Source organism: Photorhabdus noenieputensis (assembly GCF_018448935.1).
Classification (GTDB): domain Bacteria; phylum Pseudomonadota; class Gammaproteobacteria; order Enterobacterales; family Enterobacteriaceae; genus Photorhabdus; species Photorhabdus noenieputensis.
On sequence record NZ_RCWC01000004.1, the window covers coordinates 124,152 to 140,416 of the forward strand.

General features: G+C 40.1%; 14 protein-coding genes and 1 pseudogene. 4 read left to right on the plus strand and 11 right to left on the minus strand.

The genetic code is table 11. The annotated features are described in order from the left end of the window. Window positions 1-205 precede the first annotated feature (205 nt). Window positions 206-1,591 (plus strand): cysteine--tRNA ligase, encoded by a 1,386-nt coding sequence (gene cysS, locus EAE91_RS04955; protein WP_214087515.1) that lies wholly within the window; start codon window positions 206-208, stop codon window positions 1,589-1,591. Between the two features lie 574 nt (window positions 1,592-2,165). Then, a complete protein-coding gene (locus EAE91_RS24045) occupies window positions 2,166-3,011 on the plus strand; it encodes a gp53-like domain-containing protein (RefSeq protein ID WP_244868667.1) in 846 nt (281 codons plus the stop codon). Between the two features lie 235 nt (window positions 3,012-3,246). Here EAE91_RS24045 and EAE91_RS04965 read toward each other — a convergent pair whose 3' ends face one another. The 5 genes and pseudogenes from EAE91_RS04965 to EAE91_RS04985 all read right to left on the minus strand — a co-directional run bounded on the left by EAE91_RS04965 (window position 3,247) and on the right by EAE91_RS04985 (window position 9,420). After that, window positions 3,247-5,100, minus strand: a complete 1,854-nt coding sequence (locus EAE91_RS04965; RefSeq protein ID WP_214087516.1) for a phage tail protein — start codon at window positions 5,098-5,100, stop codon at window positions 3,247-3,249. A gap of 783 nt (window positions 5,101-5,883) precedes the next feature. Next, the gene (locus EAE91_RS04970) at window positions 5,884-6,537 is read right to left on the minus strand and encodes a CoA transferase subunit B (protein ID WP_214087517.1); all 654 of its coding nucleotides are present in this window, start codon (window positions 6,535-6,537) and stop codon (window positions 5,884-5,886) included. Then, window positions 6,537-7,199 carry an acetate CoA-transferase subunit alpha gene (gene atoD / locus EAE91_RS04975; RefSeq protein ID WP_214087518.1) on the minus strand — a complete coding sequence of 221 codons (663 nt, stop codon included), beginning with the start codon at window positions 7,197-7,199 and terminating at the stop codon, window positions 6,537-6,539. Before atoD ends, EAE91_RS04970 begins: the two co-directional genes overlap by 1 nt. Window positions 7,200-7,746: 547 nt before the next feature. Continuing rightward, window positions 7,747-8,772, minus strand: a pseudogene (locus EAE91_RS04980) (sigma 54-interacting transcriptional regulator); the annotation flags it as partial. Between the two features lie 225 nt (window positions 8,773-8,997). Then, a complete protein-coding gene (locus tag EAE91_RS04985; RefSeq protein WP_244868668.1) occupies window positions 8,998-9,420 on the minus strand; it encodes a hypothetical protein in 423 nt (140 codons plus the stop codon). A 1,807-nt stretch (window positions 9,421-11,227) separates the two neighbouring features. Between EAE91_RS04985 and EAE91_RS04990 the strand changes: the two genes are divergently transcribed. Together EAE91_RS04990 and cspE are read left to right on the plus strand one after the other, a co-directional pair. Beyond that, the gene (locus tag EAE91_RS04990) at window positions 11,228-11,530 is read left to right on the plus strand and encodes a hypothetical protein (protein WP_214087519.1); all 303 of its coding nucleotides are present in this window, start codon (window positions 11,228-11,230) and stop codon (window positions 11,528-11,530) included. 465 nt (window positions 11,531-11,995) lie between these two features. Next, the gene (gene cspE, locus EAE91_RS04995) at window positions 11,996-12,211 is read left to right on the plus strand and encodes a transcription antiterminator/RNA stability regulator CspE (RefSeq protein WP_065389254.1); all 216 of its coding nucleotides are present in this window, start codon (window positions 11,996-11,998) and stop codon (window positions 12,209-12,211) included. Window positions 12,212-12,429: 218 nt separating this feature from the next. Here the strand turns inward: cspE and EAE91_RS05000 are convergent, their stop codons facing one another. The 6 genes from EAE91_RS05000 to sctI form a co-directional block, all read right to left on the minus strand. After that, complete coding sequence (locus tag EAE91_RS05000) at window positions 12,430-12,822, minus strand: CesT family type III secretion system chaperone (protein ID WP_214087520.1); 393 nt, start codon at window positions 12,820-12,822, stop codon at window positions 12,430-12,432. Then, window positions 12,819-13,754, minus strand: a complete 936-nt coding sequence (locus EAE91_RS05005; RefSeq protein WP_214087521.1) for a YopT-type cysteine protease domain-containing protein — start codon at window positions 13,752-13,754, stop codon at window positions 12,819-12,821. The genes EAE91_RS05000 and EAE91_RS05005 overlap by 4 nt, the downstream gene beginning before the upstream one ends. Window positions 13,755-13,923: 169 nt before the next feature. Beyond that, window positions 13,924-14,541 (minus strand): HrpE/YscL family type III secretion apparatus protein, encoded by a 618-nt coding sequence (locus EAE91_RS05010; protein WP_214087522.1) that lies wholly within the window; start codon window positions 14,539-14,541, stop codon window positions 13,924-13,926. Further along, on the minus strand, window positions 14,520-15,146 hold the full coding sequence (locus tag EAE91_RS05015; protein WP_214087523.1) for a Yop proteins translocation protein K: 627 nt from the start codon (window positions 15,144-15,146) through the stop codon (window positions 14,520-14,522). Before EAE91_RS05015 ends, EAE91_RS05010 begins: the two co-directional genes overlap by 22 nt. Next, a complete protein-coding gene (gene sctJ / locus EAE91_RS05020; protein ID WP_275669905.1) occupies window positions 15,147-15,884 on the minus strand; it encodes a type III secretion system inner membrane ring lipoprotein SctJ in 738 nt (245 codons plus the stop codon). Between the two features lie 6 nt (window positions 15,885-15,890). After that, window positions 15,891-16,229 (minus strand): type III secretion system inner rod subunit SctI, encoded by a 339-nt coding sequence (gene sctI / locus EAE91_RS05025; protein ID WP_214087524.1) that lies wholly within the window; start codon window positions 16,227-16,229, stop codon window positions 15,891-15,893. Window positions 16,230-16,265: the final 36 nt, after the last annotated feature.

Below are 16,265 nucleotides of genomic sequence, written 5' to 3' on the forward strand. Positions count from 1 at the left end.
TATATCACATCTACCATAATGAGTCAGTACATATTAATTTCAGTGAGCTATCTTGATCACTAACCTTGCAAAGCGCTTAATATCAGGTTTCAATATCCTATTGGACTATGCCATATCGAGCATTTATTGATGAGATAAGGCATAAATCCAGAATTATCAATTCGTTATTTTTAACACACGTACAGTGAATTTACGGAAAATCTCGATGCTAAAAATTTTCAATACCCTCAGCCGTCAGAAAGAAGAATTTAAGCCAATCCATCCAGGGAAAGTAGGGATGTACGTGTGTGGTATCACGATTTATGACCTGTGCCATATTGGTCATGGCAGAACTTTTGTTTCCTTTGATGTGGTTGCTCGTTATCTGCGCTATCTGGGATACGATTTAACTTATGTACGCAATGTGACCGATGTTGATGACAAAATCATCAAACGGGCGACAGAAAACAGCGAGAGTTGTGATGATCTGACCGGTCGTATGTTGGCAGAAATGTACAAAGATTTTGACGCGCTGAATATCTTACGCCCTGATCTGGAACCACGTGCGACTCGACATATCCCGGAGATTATTGCGCTGACCGAATCGTTGATAAAACGTGGTCACGCCTATGTTGCAGATAATGGCGATGTCATGTTCTCCGTCGAAAGTGATCAGGATTACGGATTGCTTTCCCTCCAAGATCTCAGCCAGTTACAAGCCGGGGCGCGAGTGGAAGTGGCTGATGTTAAACGTAACCCGATGGATTTCGTGTTGTGGAAAATGTCCAAGCCTGGGGAACCAAGTTGGGAATCGCCGTGGGGAGCGGGCCGTCCTGGTTGGCATATTGAATGTTCTGCCATGAACAGTAAACAGCTAGGTAATCATTTTGATATTCATGGTGGTGGCGCAGATCTGATGTTTCCCCATCATGAAAACGAAATTGCACAATCTACTTGCGCCCATGATGGCCCGTATGTGAATTACTGGATGCATTCAGGGATGGTGATGGTAGATAAAGAGAAGATGTCCAAATCGCTGGACAACTTCTTTACTATCCGTGATGTATTGGCATATTACGATGCAGAAACAGTGCGTTATTTCTTGTTGTCAGGCCATTACCGCAGTCAACTTAACTATACAGAAGATAACCTAAAGCAGGCTCGTACCGCACTTGAACGATTTTATACAGCTCTGCGAGGTACAGATGCTTCTGCACAGCCAACCGGTGGTGAAGTATTTGAGGAGCGTTTCATTGAAGCGATGAATGATGACTTCAATACACCAGAGGCTTATTCGGTACTGTTTGATATGGCACGTGAAATCAACCGTCTGAAATCAGAAGATATGGACGCAGCGAATGGCTTAGCGGCTGAATTGCGCAAGTTGGCAGGTATTTTAGGTTTGCTGCAACAACAGCCGGAACAATTCCTGCATCGTGGTGTTCAGGCTGACGATGAAGAGATTGCTAAAATTGAAGCGTTGATTAAGCAACGTAATGATGCCCGTAAAAATAAAGATTGGCCGTTGGCAGATTCTGCTCGTAATCAGTTAAATGAGATGGGTATTGAATTGGAAGACGGGCCGCAAGGAACAAGCTGGCGTCGTAAGTAAGTTCGATGTATTTTTGGTGTTAATTTATAATTTAGGCTCCCTATTGAGGGAGTCTAATATTGATGGTTAATCTCTGCTGTTCCACTTGTTGCTTTATAAGATCTCCTGATTAAGAAATAAGGCAAGTCTGAAAAAATGTTTATGATTTTTTGAATAAATTTAAAAAAATTCTCTGGCTTATAAAGTTTCTATTTAAACAGATTGGAATTTTTTAATTTCTCCGGTCTGGATATCTATAAAATTATATTGCTTGTCATTTCTGCATGGATACACCCAATAATTTATAGTCATAATATTTCAAGCGACTATTTTCTTTAATAATAATTTTAGTAATATCCATTTTGGTAATTAATTGATAATAATGAGGTTATTGATAAAGCCTTTTCACTTTTATTGATTAACCTATAATTTGTAAAATTATAATAATGTACCATCTAATTAATAAATGATAAGGCGGTGGATGTAATTTTTATTGTTTTTGCGCCAGACTGTTATTATTATGAATTGCAATGAGTTATTGACACAATAATTTAATATTTGAATCTACCTGGTATTATTAATCTAAGGAAAGTATATGAGCCAAAAAAATGATTTTAAAGCTTTTTCTATTAGTAATAATGCAAACGTGGTGAGCCAAGAAGGGTATGAAGAAAGCCGGAGTTTGAATACTGGATTTCCACCTGAAAATATTACCACTCACTTACTCAATAAGGTATTACGTCAATCATCTACAATAGCATCCGTGGTTGCTGATTTTATCGCGACACAATCTGGCGATAATGTTTTAGATGATGGTAATATCGCCAAGATCTCTACTCAATTAAGCAGGGCGTTGGAACAAAAAATCACTACAGCAGTACCGGATGCTTCGTTAACACAAAAAGGCGCTGTTCAGCTTACTGATGTAATTGGTAATAGTGACTCATTAGCAGTAACGCAAAAGCTTGCTCAGGAAATAATAAATTCATTGCGTGAGAATATTAATAGTAGAGTACTTAATACCCGAAAAGTGAATGGGAAGGCGTTGTCGAGTGACATCAGTCTGAATGCCGGGGATGTAGGAAGTTACGATAAATCTGAGTCTGACTCTCGTTATGGTAATAAAAATACATCCTTAAAAGCGGTAAATGGTTGGTGGAAATGTGGCAATACTGGGATGATATTTCAATGGGGAATTTCAGATGTTACTGCGTATGATAATCCTGATAGACATGTTAATTTCCCAATTCCATTCCCAGAAAAGGTTGTTGTAGTTAGTGAACATGACTATGGAGGTGGTGTTAATAAAGCAGTTTGGCAAATAAATAATATTCAATTGTCAGGTTTCATTGCGTCAAATCTTGGCATGTTAAGCCGAGGTGTTAAAGAATTGGGGCCGATACCTGGGGCAAGATGTGTCTGGTTTGCTTGGGGGTTTTAATATGGAAATGAGTGATAATAGTTCTTTGCATTAATAATCGTTAGTAATTAAAATTGGATTTATTTCTTTAAGTCATTTGTTATTAAATGTATTTAATCGGTTATCTTTCCTATATCAGAATGTTTTATAGATAAAAAAACAAACCTCGCTATTTTAAACGAGGTTTGTTAGCTGATTTTCTGTGTTTCAACGAATTATAATAATGCAGGAGAGCTAAATAGCTCTGATTACATTATTATGATTTCTCAATTAGTTGCACACGAATATTAATTACTCTTCCGTCTGGAATATCGCATGGTTCAGCATCATGGTAATAAACGACTTCTCCTGTTGCAGTTACACTTTTGACACGCTTATTTTGAGCAAATTCTGGAGCGTCTTTATTTTGACGATGGTAGCATTCGATGGTTATATCGCCGTTGGTTGTGTCTACCGATTCACGAACCCAAATGAGATTTAACCCGTTACTGTCTGCCGGAATGATAGTACCGCCGTGAATTCCCCAAGCACCATCTTTGGCAAAACCGTTACAACCGCTGATACGATATTTCCCTGTATCTATACGCTTAACCGTCACTCCCTCAGCTTCGCTGGTTAACTCGTAAGTTCCGTCTGGATGAATATCTACAACTGGGCTGGATACTCTGAGAATGCCGTTAGCGTCGGAGCGGGCGTTTTTATCTGTCCAAAGTCGGCTAACTTTTGTATTTCCACCTCCATCATTTCCGTGGATAAAGCTAATACCGGCATAGTCATAATGCGCGACAAATCCTGCCCATATGTCATGCATTCTTGTTATATAGCCGCCTGACCACGCATATCCAATACCACTATCATTCCCTGAAAATCTGAATGCATGACCACCCTGCGGCAGTGATTTTATCCATGCGGTAAGATCACTTATATTCGCTTGATTAATATACTTTGGCTGGATAAATTCAGATCCTTCAGATTTTGCATATGCCCCGATATCCGCCGGCGTCGGTTTATTTTTCGTTGTATAAATATCCGTCCAATCTTCCTCAAAACCATAGTTATCACGAGCAGAACGATAAGCAATCCCGCCGTTTCTGTACTGCACTTTCAACTGAAAAGCTGGGCAACTTCCAATACCATTATTGAAATGAGCGATATGCTGAGAATCTATTCCAGGTCTCAGCAAGTCATATAACCCGGTGTTTGCGTTCCAGGGGACTGGATTACTAACAGTGTATCTTTCTGTTAACCCAAGCTTAAATGCCCCAACATCCGCTGCCGTTGGTTTATTTTTTGTTGTATAAATATCCGTCCAATCTTCCTCAAAACCATGATTATCACGGGCAGAGCGATAAGCAATTCCCCGGTTTTTGTACAGCACTTTCAATTGAAAAGCTGGGCAGCTTCCAACGCCATTATTGAAATGAGCGATATGCGAAGAATCTATTCCAGGATTCAGTAAATCATATAACCCGGTGTTTGCGTTCCAGGGGACTGGATTACTAACAGTGTTGTTTCCTGTTAATCCGAGCTTAAATGCACCCACATCTCCGGCATTCAGGTTGATATCCCCGGTTAACGCTTTCCCATTAATTTTTCTACTATTAGGCACCGCGTTTTTAGCTAAATTGCCGGTTTCGGCTAAGCCGAGATTCTTCACAAATGCGTTTTTATCAGGAATGTCTGCGCCATTTTGGTTTTTTGCTAATCTGTTGTTAGCATTATCATTTACATCAGAAACAAGTTTTTGAGTGGCTGCAAGTGAATTACTGTTGCCTGTTTTATCTGTGAGTTGAACAATTCCTTTCTGAGTTAGTGAAGCATTTGGAATTTCTGTCGCGATCTTTTTTTCTAAGGCTTTATTTAACTGAGTAGTGAGTTTGACTATATCCCCATCATCCAGAACATCATCACCATATTGTGTCGCGATAAAATTAGCTATTGTAGACGATATTGCTGAAGATTGACGTAATACCTTATTGAGCAAATGAGTGGTAATATTTTCTGGTGGAAATCCAGTCTTTAAAGCTGGGCTTGCTTCATATCCTTCTTGGCTTACTACGTTAGCATTATTACTAATAGAAAAAGCTTTAAAATCATTCTTGGGACTCATATACTTTCCTCAAATTAAATAATACTATTTTATAATTAACATATTGAATTATTGTAAAAATAACTCCCGCCAACTCCCGCTGATCATAGTCTAGTTAGGAATGAGAATAATGGAATATTCTTATATCTTATAAGATTAATTATTTTTGTATGGTTGGTGGCAATAAATAACTGTAAATTTTGAAACCAGAAACATATCAAAGCTATTTATATTTGATATGTGAAATTTATATTTATATTTCTTCCTGCGGCGTCTGTCAGACGTACGGTATATTTTTTGTTTTTAGCGATTGACCAAATTGTTCAAAACGGATTGAGTTATATTAAATGATCTACTATTTGACGGGGTTATTTAGTAATAGAAAACATATTACATTTGTTCTGAACAATATGTTTTCTATATATACCCGTCATCTTTCAAGTTGTCTCTTTGTTGGCTGCACTCGCTCACCCCGGTGACATAGTTACTTATGCTCCCGGGGATTCACTCCTTTGCCGTCGCGATGCATCTTGAAATCTATAAGGTATAGAGTAAAGAGACAGCTATTGAAGGATTATTACTTCATTTTATTAATATTTTAGTGGCTATTTGTTTTAATTACAGTAATTCCAATATCTTCAAATTTATTGATGTGATTATTGATAATGATGATGAGTTATCGGGATTATGATCGGTGATAATAATGAGCGGATTCCAGCAGCCATTGCCTCACATTTGAACTGTCTAGATTGGTAGGATAGTACTGATAAAACCAGCTAATGATACTGCTAATTATGCTCATTTCTACTGTACCGGAATAGGCATGATTTTGAGGTCATGTGCGATACTAAATTCTGCTTCGGTTTTTTCCCGCAGAGCCTCTAATGTGACATTTGGGGCATGTTCTTTCAGGATTAACTGGCCCTGTTCAAAACAGAAGACAGCTAATTCAGTGACAATCATGCTGACTTTATTGATGGCGGTAAGTGGCAGAGTACACTGTTTGAGGATTTTTGCTGAACCGTCTTTGGTGCAATGTTCCATTGCAATGATGACCTTACGTGCGCCAGTGACAAGATCCATTGCTCCTCCCATACCAAGGACCATTTTCCCCGGTATCATCCAACTGGCTAGATTAGCGTGTTGATCAACTTGCAGACCTCCCAGAATACAGGTATTTACGTGACCGCCGCGGATTAGGGCAAAAGAGAGGGCGCTGTCAAATATGGCAGCACCGGGCAAAATGCCACAGGGTTTTCCGCCAGCGTTGACCAGATTGGGATGTACTTTTGTAATAGGTCCAAGGCCCAGTATGCCGTTTTCTGACTGGAGAGTAATATGAATGTGATCAGGCAGATAGTTCGGGACTTGCGTGGGAATGCCGATACCAAGATTAACAACGTCTCCGTCTTGTAGTTCGAGAGCAGCACGATGGGCAATAACTTGTTTGGCATTCATTATGAGTTTCCTCCTGGATAAACGATGTAGTCGATCAATGCGCCGGGTGTTATAACGCAGTCCGGTGCGATTTCACCTACTTCAACCAGCTCATCTGGTTCGGCAAGTGTAATATCTGCCGCTAGGGCAATTATCGGGTTAAAATTTCGGGCACTGAATTGGTAGGTGAGGTTACCATGATGATCGGCAAGATAGGCTTGAATTAGCGCCAGATCAGCACGTAGGGGGAGTTCTAACAAATAGTCTGTTCCATTGACGGTGATTTTTTGTTTCCCCTCTTCTGCCACAGTACCCACTCCGGTTGGGGTTAGGAATCCGCCCAGACCGGCTCCTCCGCAGCGAATACGTTCGATTAGCGTACCCAGAGGAACCAATTCTACTTCTATTTCTCCAGCAAGCATTTTGCGTCCGGTTTCCGGATTAGTGCCAATATGTGAGGTGATGACTTTTCTCACTCGGTTATTAACCACAAGAGGGCCAATGCCAACGTCAATCCCGGCGGTATCGTTAACAATGATTGTCAAATCTTTGACGCCGGAGTTCAGCAATGCGGTAACCAAGTGAGGAGGTGTACCTACGCCCATAAAACCGCCAGCCATAATGGTCATGCCGTCATAAAAATGCTCCATAGCTTGTTGTGTGCTAATGAGTTTATTTTTCATATTGATTCCCTATATAGGATATATGGATGTATGGATATAGGTGTGTATCAGTATAGCAATGGGTATGCCAGCGACGGGATTTAAATGGGAATATTTTATAATTAACTGAAATTTAATTAATTCTAATTTATCTGATTGAGAAAAGTGGGTGCGGATTTATATGAATAATAAATATGAGGTGTGCAAAATCTTGCACAGGTGTGCACGTTTTGTTTCGCTATTTTTTTGCATAATGAGCAAATTATTGCCCGATAATAAAGTCTTGCCAGTTATTAGCACATAGAAATTGAATTTTATATTATCACTCATGAGATTATCTTTCACTTTATTGGTAAATAAATGAGTTATGATTTTTGCAATTATAATGGTAATTGAAAATTCAAAACTAGCCAGAAATATTCAATCGTGTATTAATAGTATTAGAAAATATTAGGTAAAAAAGTGTAAGTTAAAAGCGTGTAAGTTAGAAATATAGCTTTTTGATGATCTTTTTTGTAAAAAATAGATAACCCTGCATCAATACTCTGTTTTGCCGATGTAGAATTGTCTATTCCGCCAAATTCAGTGGATTAATACGATATTCTTGAAGTTTATACATCAGCGCCCGGCGACTAATTCCCAGAGTTCGAGCGGTTTGCGACCGATTACCCTGATTATTTGCTAACGCTGCGCTAATCAGTCTGCGTTCATAGGCTTTAATACTTTCTTTCAGACTGTGGCCGTGTTCCAGTGTATATTGAGGTTCAGAACTTAGCGGTGGAGGCGGTTTGAATAACAGATGTGCTGGCAGGTCATCGGGGAAAATAATCCGTCCCGTACTCATGATAACCGCACGCTCAAGGGCATTAGAGAGTTCGCGAATATTTCCGGGCCAGTGATATTCCGCCAGAATTGACAGTGTACTGGCATCCAATTCGATGATCTCTTTATTATTTTCCGCGCTGAATTTTTGCAGGAAATGATGGGCCAGCAAAGCAATATCTTCAGGGCGTTCCCGGAGCGGAGGAGGAGAAAGATGAATAACATTAAGGCGGTAAAAGAGATCCCGACGAAACTCCCCTTGTTCCACCATAACAGCCAGATCACGGTTGGTTGCTGCGATCAAACGAATATTGGTTTTAATGGTTTGGCTGCCACCAAGACGTTCGAACTCCTTTTCTTGCAAAACGCGCAACAGTTTGGCTTGTAGATTAAGGGGCATTTCGCCAACTTCATCAAGTAGCAGGGTACCCTGATTAGCGCGTTCAAACAGCCCCTGACGCTGTATCTGTGCGCCAGTAAAAGCCCCTTTTTCATGGCCGAACAATTCGCTTTCGAGTAAAGACTCTGGTAAAGCGCTACAGTTAATTTTAATGAACGGCCCTTTAGCCCGTGGACTATTATAATGAATGGCTTTAGCGATTAGCTCTTTACCGGTACCACTTTCACCAGTAATTAATACTCTGGCGTGGCTACGGGCAATTTTCGCGGTATCACAGCACAACGCCATCATTTTGGGGCTGTTAGTCAAGATCCGATCCCAACCGTAGTTGTCGGATGAGGCACGGTGTCGTTGATTGACTTCCTGCTTCATCAATTAGCCTCCGAGAAACCTCGCTGTTCAGAATAGGGGGAAAGGCGCGGTAATTGGGAGTATAGAAAGCGTTGCCGAATGGGAGCAAGGGGGAAAATGGGTAAGTGTGAGGGGCTTCTAATGGGTTTGGTTCACTTTAGCCTTATAGGTGTATGGCGTAGGGATGAGTTGTTAATACCGGAGAGGCACGACATTGTATTCAATGCTGTGCCTTGAATCTATTTGCTAAGACAATTTTAGGTGAGGGTTTCTAAGAGAAATAGTTATTGTTCCGACCTGATTACCATTACGGGTATCTTTTCCATAACTGAAATCAAAATATTTCATTTGGTCTCCGGTTTCTACTACCGTTCCATTAATCGCTGTGAAATTTTTGCGGAGCATTGTGTTAAGTCCATAGGCATTAGCATCTTTTGGTGCAATATCAATGACGACTTTTCCTGTGTTCTCTTTTCCTTCGACCATGAAGTTGAATACACCTTTAGGGTAATCTTCTCTGTGAATATCTAATGGAAAATGGATACCATCCAGAGAATTGAGATTTAATAAAGTTGTTCCGGCTTTTAGAGTGAATTTTGTGTCGAATAAAGGTTGACCTTGTTCATCTAAATCAGTTCTTATGTTTAATATTTGAGAACTTATTAACATCTGTGCATTTTCTTGCTAGAAATAAATTCAATTACAGTGCATAGAACAATTCCCTTTACGTAAATAAGTTTACCTGAAAATATATTTTATTGTAATTCGGTTACTGTTTAACGCTGGAATCAATTATTAACATTATTCTATCTTTCTCGTATAGAATCTCTTTAATGATTACTTTGTTATTGGCATGATTACATTACAGATGAATAACCTGAAATTACCTAACGCTTGTGGAGATATTGAAATATTTATCCAGTTTTAAAGCAATATCATAGAGGTAACTTCCAATGTATTGTCATAATATTTATCTTTGTCAGTATTATTCCATCACGATTTGCATTATTTAAAGCATATAAATATTATAGTGAATTGATTTGGTTTAAATTTAATTTAAGTGCTGTTTGTCCGGGATTTATCCATATTGTTCTGTCTAATTAATAAAAATTCATATTTAACTCATTGGAATTTTGTAGGGTAAATAATATCGCCCTAATGATAACTATTTGAAATCAATATACGGTTTTTTCATATTATATTCCAATTGACTTGTAATAATGTGAAGAATGGACTACTTTTTTAATGTGGATATATGAAGCTCTCCGATTCACTAAAGAATATTGATGATATAATTTTATTCAGAAGTTAAATATTATTTAAGAAAGATATTTACATACCTAAAATAGCTATGAAAATTAATTTCAATTAGTTAATGCCATTATACCCTATGGATTTCAAGGTGCATCGCGGCGGCAAGGGAGCGAATCCCCGGGAGCATAGATAACTATGTGACCGGGATGAGAGAATGCAGCCAACAAAGAGGCAACTTGAAAGATAACGGGTATATACGATAATTGAATGAATCTTAAAGGATATATAAATATGAAGAAATTTATGTTAGGAGTATTGCTTCTCGGGATTGCGTCTGCCGCAAACGCAGGCAATGGAGCCGATAAGTCTATTGAGCTAACTGATCAAGAGTGTATTGCACAGTGGTATATATCTAGTGCTTCCCAGTCTTGTGATATATTATCAATTTGGAAACTCGGAAATGATACTTGTGCTATTACAGCACAATGTCGTGCTGTTCATGGACCCGTTGTCGAGAATGGTACTCGGTTTTTCCCGTATTCTCAGGTATCACAGATCGCGAACTGCGGTGGTTATTTAAAGACTGATGGATGTTAATTTTATCTTCATTAATTTCAGGCTACGGATTGTAGCCTGATTAGGGCGTTAGGGGAAAATTGTAAATTCAAATCAGTGCCGTAATCTCGGTAAATAGGGATTATGGATAAAATTTTTTATAATTAGTTAGTTATGGCTATGGTAAAGCCGAAAATTACAGTGCATAGATCAATGCTCTTTCCGTCATTAAGTTTACCTGAAAATATATTTTATTGTAATTCAGTTACTGTTTAACGCTGGAGTTAATTATTACTTTGTTATTAGGATGATTACATTACAGATGAATAACCTGAAATTACTTAATGATTGATGAATAAAAAACCGTATTTAACTCACTAGAATCTTGTAGGGTAAATAATATCATTCTAATGATAATCATTTGAAATCAATATACAGTTTTATCATATTATATTCCAGTTAACTTGTAATAATGTGGAAGATGGACTACTTTTTTAATGTGGATATATGAAACTCTCCGATTCACTAAAGGATATTGATTATTTTATTCGGAAATTAAATATTATTTAAGAAAGATATTTACATATCTAAAATAGCTATGAAAATTAATTTCAATTAGTTAATACTATTATACGATAATTGAATGATTCTTAAAGGATATATAAATATGAAGAAATTTATCTTAGGAGCATTGCTTCTCGGGATTGCGTCTGCTGCAAACGCAGGTAGTGGAGCCGATAGACCTATTGAACTAACTGATCAAGAGTGTATGGCGCAGTGGAATCTGTCTCGTGCTTCCCAGTCTTGTGATGTATTCGTTTGGAAGCAAGGAGATGAGACTTGCGTTATTAAATCACAATGTCGTACTGATAATGGAGGATTTACCGATAACGGTACTGAGTATTTCCCGTATTTTAAGGTATCACAGATTATGAACTGCAATGGTCGCTTAAAGATAGAAAGATGTTAACTTTATTTTCACTAATTTTAGGCTACGGACGGATTGTAGCCTGATTAGGGCGTTAGGGGAAATTTGTAAATTCAAATCAGTGCCGTAATCTCGGCAAATAGGGATTGTGGATAAAAATTTTTTATAATTAGTTAGTTATGGCTATGGTAAAGCTATGTAATATTGGTTAAGGTCGAAATTTAGGATAAGGAAGAGCAACAAATAGGAAAAAATAAATGAAATTAAGATTTGCTAATAACCGATCAATGTGATTTAATAGCGTCACTGGTTTGGAAGTACAGACCTATTTATGACAAGTTTTTATGAAAAGTATTAAAGTTAAAGCAGTTCACCATTTAGCGTTATCCCTGATACCACTTCATTGCGAATTCCTTCTAATTAGTACCCGTAATAGTACCCATAAGTAAAACTGAAAAACAGACCTAATAACGCCTTATGGCAACTCAAAAATTAAAGGAAAATTCTATGTCTAATGCAATGACTGGTTCAGTAAAATGGTTTAACAACGATAAAGGTTTTGGCTTTATTTCGCCAAAAGATGGTAGCAAAGATGTTTTTGTTCATTATTCTGCAATTCAGAGTAATAATTTCAAAACATTGGAAGAAGGTCAGGAAGTTTCATTCTCTATTGAGAATGGCGCAAAAGGCCCATCCGCAGTAAATGTTGTCGTGTTATCTTAATTTAACTGCTTAAATCTATTAACAACTTTATGATAGCGATGAAGGTGTAATATCCTGAGTAATTAAAGTTGTTAATAAGTAAAAACCCGCTTTAATCGCGGGTTTTTTTGCATGGCGGCAAAGTAGTATTTTATTTAATTCTTACCTTGTAGCTTAAAGGGAACCAAATATTGAAGTTTCCATTGAATCTATAGTTCGGCAGTGGTTCTTATGAGTCATCAAACCCGCATCAAAGAAGGCGGCAGATCTTTAGGTTGTTGAGCTATGGCTGGCGCTAAGCGCTGCTCAATATCATCAATAAAGCGTTCTAACCAGGTTTGTAGCTCGGCTGCGTCTACCTCGATCAAGGGGCGTTGCGACCATAGAATCGCTTGTCCATCCAAATCACCTTGGACATGAGCCGGCCAATGTTGCCCAAAAAGGTTATTGGCATGACTGACTTCGGTCCCTAATTCGCAAAACAACTGTAGCCAGTTGTCGTGATAACAGCCAATCAATACTTGGAAACGTCCATCGACCTCTAAAGTATAGATACCATCGTCAGTAGGAGATGCAGATACGCCAAGTTTAGAGAACAGCGCTTCTATAAGCTGGTGGTAGTCGTGTGTCATCGTGTTTTAGGCTCGAAGTTGGAAACGTAGAAATTTTGTCCCAGACCGATTTCCTTGTTGTACATGGATTTGGACCAGAAATCCTGAGAGAACCAGTTGGAGAATGAGGTTTTATCCGGGAAGTTGAACTCGCCGAAGTTAGGATCGAAGAAGGTAACGCCTTTCTGGTCATCGACATAGGCGGCTACCGTGTGCCCGGCCATTTGTCCTTCAAAACTGATCTTCTTGTAGCCTGATCCCTTATCACCTGTATCCAGGATGGCGTTTAATAGATCTTTTGTACCTTTGCTGCCAGTTTCTCCGCTTACTTCAAGTGGACTTCGTGGTTGGATACCGTTCTCACGGAGCCAGGATTCGGTTATTTGGCTTTGCTTGGCATATGGGTCCAGGCCATCCATCTGTAACTGCTTAATAGAAACCAGAGAATCGATATGGAATTGTCCTTTCTGGCCGCCTACGTAAAGCTGATCGAAGACGCTTTCCCCTTTGGCATGAGCGCTTATCCAATGAGCTGATATGGACTCACAAACCCCGCCAGAGGTGTCTTGATGTTTCATGATTTGGTCCAGAAAGGTGCCTTTTGTCTGGGCGAACTTGAAAGTAACTTCGCCGCCGTGCTTACTGGCAGAATCGCGAACACTCCCTAACTTGGTGCTTACCGCAAAGTGAACGATTCTGTCTTTTATCATGCTGAACGAGAAGCGGCTTTCTTGATTCTTTTTGCCATCGGTGGTCAGTTGGCGATCGAGCATGGAGTGGCCAGGTAGATTGCGTTGAATCGTTGCTGAAAGGCGCTCTAACAACCCTGGTCTGGGTGAAGAGACTTTCAGGGATTTACCCGACAGTTCACCCTGTGGTTGATTAACGGCTGTGGTATCGAGCTGCTGGCTAGGAAATATTCTTTGGTGATTAATACCTGAGATGGGAGACAATGGTCACTCCTTTAGTGGTTTCTTTTGTGATTATTCCAAGGGATATACGTTTGGATATCAGATAGAGTGAATCATAATGTTTTGTCGAAATAGAGAATATTAATAACGGCAGAAGAAATTTTCACTTTCCGTCGAAAACCGGTTATCTCTTTGAAGCGTGATGGCGTCTTCAACTTTGCCATTGGTTATTGATGGCAGACATCAGCGCTTCTAATTGGCTATCCAAACTGGCATCAATGATCCCGACTTCTGTTTCTAAAATACAGCCTCCTTTATCGAGACGTTCATCAGCGGTGATCTCTAAATAACCGATTTCAGGGAAGTCTTTGTGTACCCGTGATATCTGTTCGCGAACTGTTGTGGCCTGTTCAGGATTAACGCGTAAAATAACCTGTTTTTGGTTACTGACTAATGATAGGGCTTCACGAACTACCTGTAAGGTGAGGGAAACTTGGTCATAATTCTTTAGGATCTTACGTACAGCCTGCAAGACTACATTGCTCATCTGTTGCTCCACCTGCCGGTAATATTGCTGGCATTGCAACTGGGTTTGATGGATCAGATTAGCTTGTTCCGCGCGGGCAGCATCAATACCTGCTTGCCAACCTAATTCTTTTTGTTGTTCATACACTGTTTGCGCGTCACGTTCAATTTCTTGTGCCTGCATCCGTGCAGCCTCAAGCAGAGATTTGGCGCTGAGACAGGTCTGATAGTCCGCTTTACGCAGTATCTGGAGTTCAGGGGACAGTTGAAGATGCTCTGTTGTTATTTTAATAAATGGTAACATTCTGTGTTCACTTGCTTAGCCAATTTGAGACACAATGCTTGTGCCAATGGTCGTTCTGCCTGGCTGACAGGCCAGGCCGCGAGGTTTTCATGGGGGGGAAGCCGCAGGTTCAGGCGCTTAGCGAAATCGATAGGAAGAGGTTCCATCGCTGTTAGCCAGAACTGTAAGGCACTGGTACGAAAATAGTTTGCATTGATTACTGATGGTAACGAGCGTTGCCAGCCAGTCGGCCAGTTGCCGATGATGATATCGAGATACTTTAAGCAGAAGCGGTGTCCCTCTTTTCCTAGTGAATCGTGTAAGTGGCGAAGTTCTGTCGCCAGCAGGCAATGGCGGATAGCTTGCCCGTGCAGTAAGGCTCCTAGCCAGGTAAGAAGTTGTTCTAAGCACGATTGTTCTAACAGGGCGATATTCCCCAACCCGGTTGGCAATTCATAATCCACGTTCAGATCAAATTGGGTTAGCAGTAGCCCATTTAGCCTGGGGGAGTTTCGCCACTCAGGCAGGGAAGATAAGACTGCAAGCCATTCTGGTGATAGATGATCAGAATGAATATAGCTGGCAGGGCAAAACCGAAACTGATAGGGCGTTAATGCGGTTGCCATTTATTGCATCCTGCTTCGATGCCACAGGAATTGTGCCAGATTACTGACAAATAGTAAGGCTAATAATAGTACCAACAGCCCAATCAGACGCCCCTGTGACTCTTCCGTCACTTGGATAGAGAACAGAGTGGAGTAGCGTGGTGCCAGCGGTACCTGACGTACGCCCGCAGCGGGCACTAATACGACGCTGATCCGATCATAACTCAACCCTTCAATGCTGTTATTAACCAGTTGCTTGATCTGAGGAATGTAAGTGTCGAGTTGCACGTCCGCAGCGTGTTTGATAAATACCGAGGAAGAGGCTGGAGATAGCTTTTTACCCAGTTTGTCTTGCTCTTCGGGTAAAACAACATGTACCCGAGCTACCAGCACACCATCGATCTCAGAAAGTGTTCGGGCGATCTCCTGCGCTTTGGCGAAGTTAAGCCGCGCCCGCTCTTCTATTGGTGAAGAGATAAGGCCGTCTTTAGGGAAGACATCTTGTAACGAAGAGAAGTTCTCCCGTGGATATCCTTTACGTTTGAGCACTTCAACCGCTTGTGCCACGTCAGACTCTTCGACTAATAGCTTGATATTGCCATCTTTGTCTGGCTGCTTATCAGAGGAAATGCCCGCTTCCCTGAGCAAGGCTAACATTTCGTTGCCTTCTTTTTGGCTGACACCGGTGTAGAGTTCGATTTTACAGCCAGTTAGCATCAGGACAGCGAGCATAACGCAGATTATATAGTGTTTCTTCACAGCTCCTCACTGGGCTTTCATTAGGGTTTCAATGTTTTGATTGAGTCGTCCTACCGTTTTGGCAATCAGCTCTTCTTGCAGGGTGATTCGCATTAAAGACCACTGCATTTGCATCAGACTGTTAGGGTCACTACCGGGTACTGCTAGCTGCGCTTCCAGTTCCTGTTTAGCCTGAGTAAATTGTTGTCTGAGCTGACCCAATTCATTGATCAGATTGCTTTCAATTCCCTGATCTTGATTGGACATAGCGTGTTCAAAACTCGCAATATTTTCGGCACTGGCCTGATGTGTATTAAGTTCATCCAGGCTGGTGATCAGTGTCTCGCTTATCTGTGGTAGATCCATTGTTCCTCCAAATTTGAGGTAGGTTGAGTTTATCTA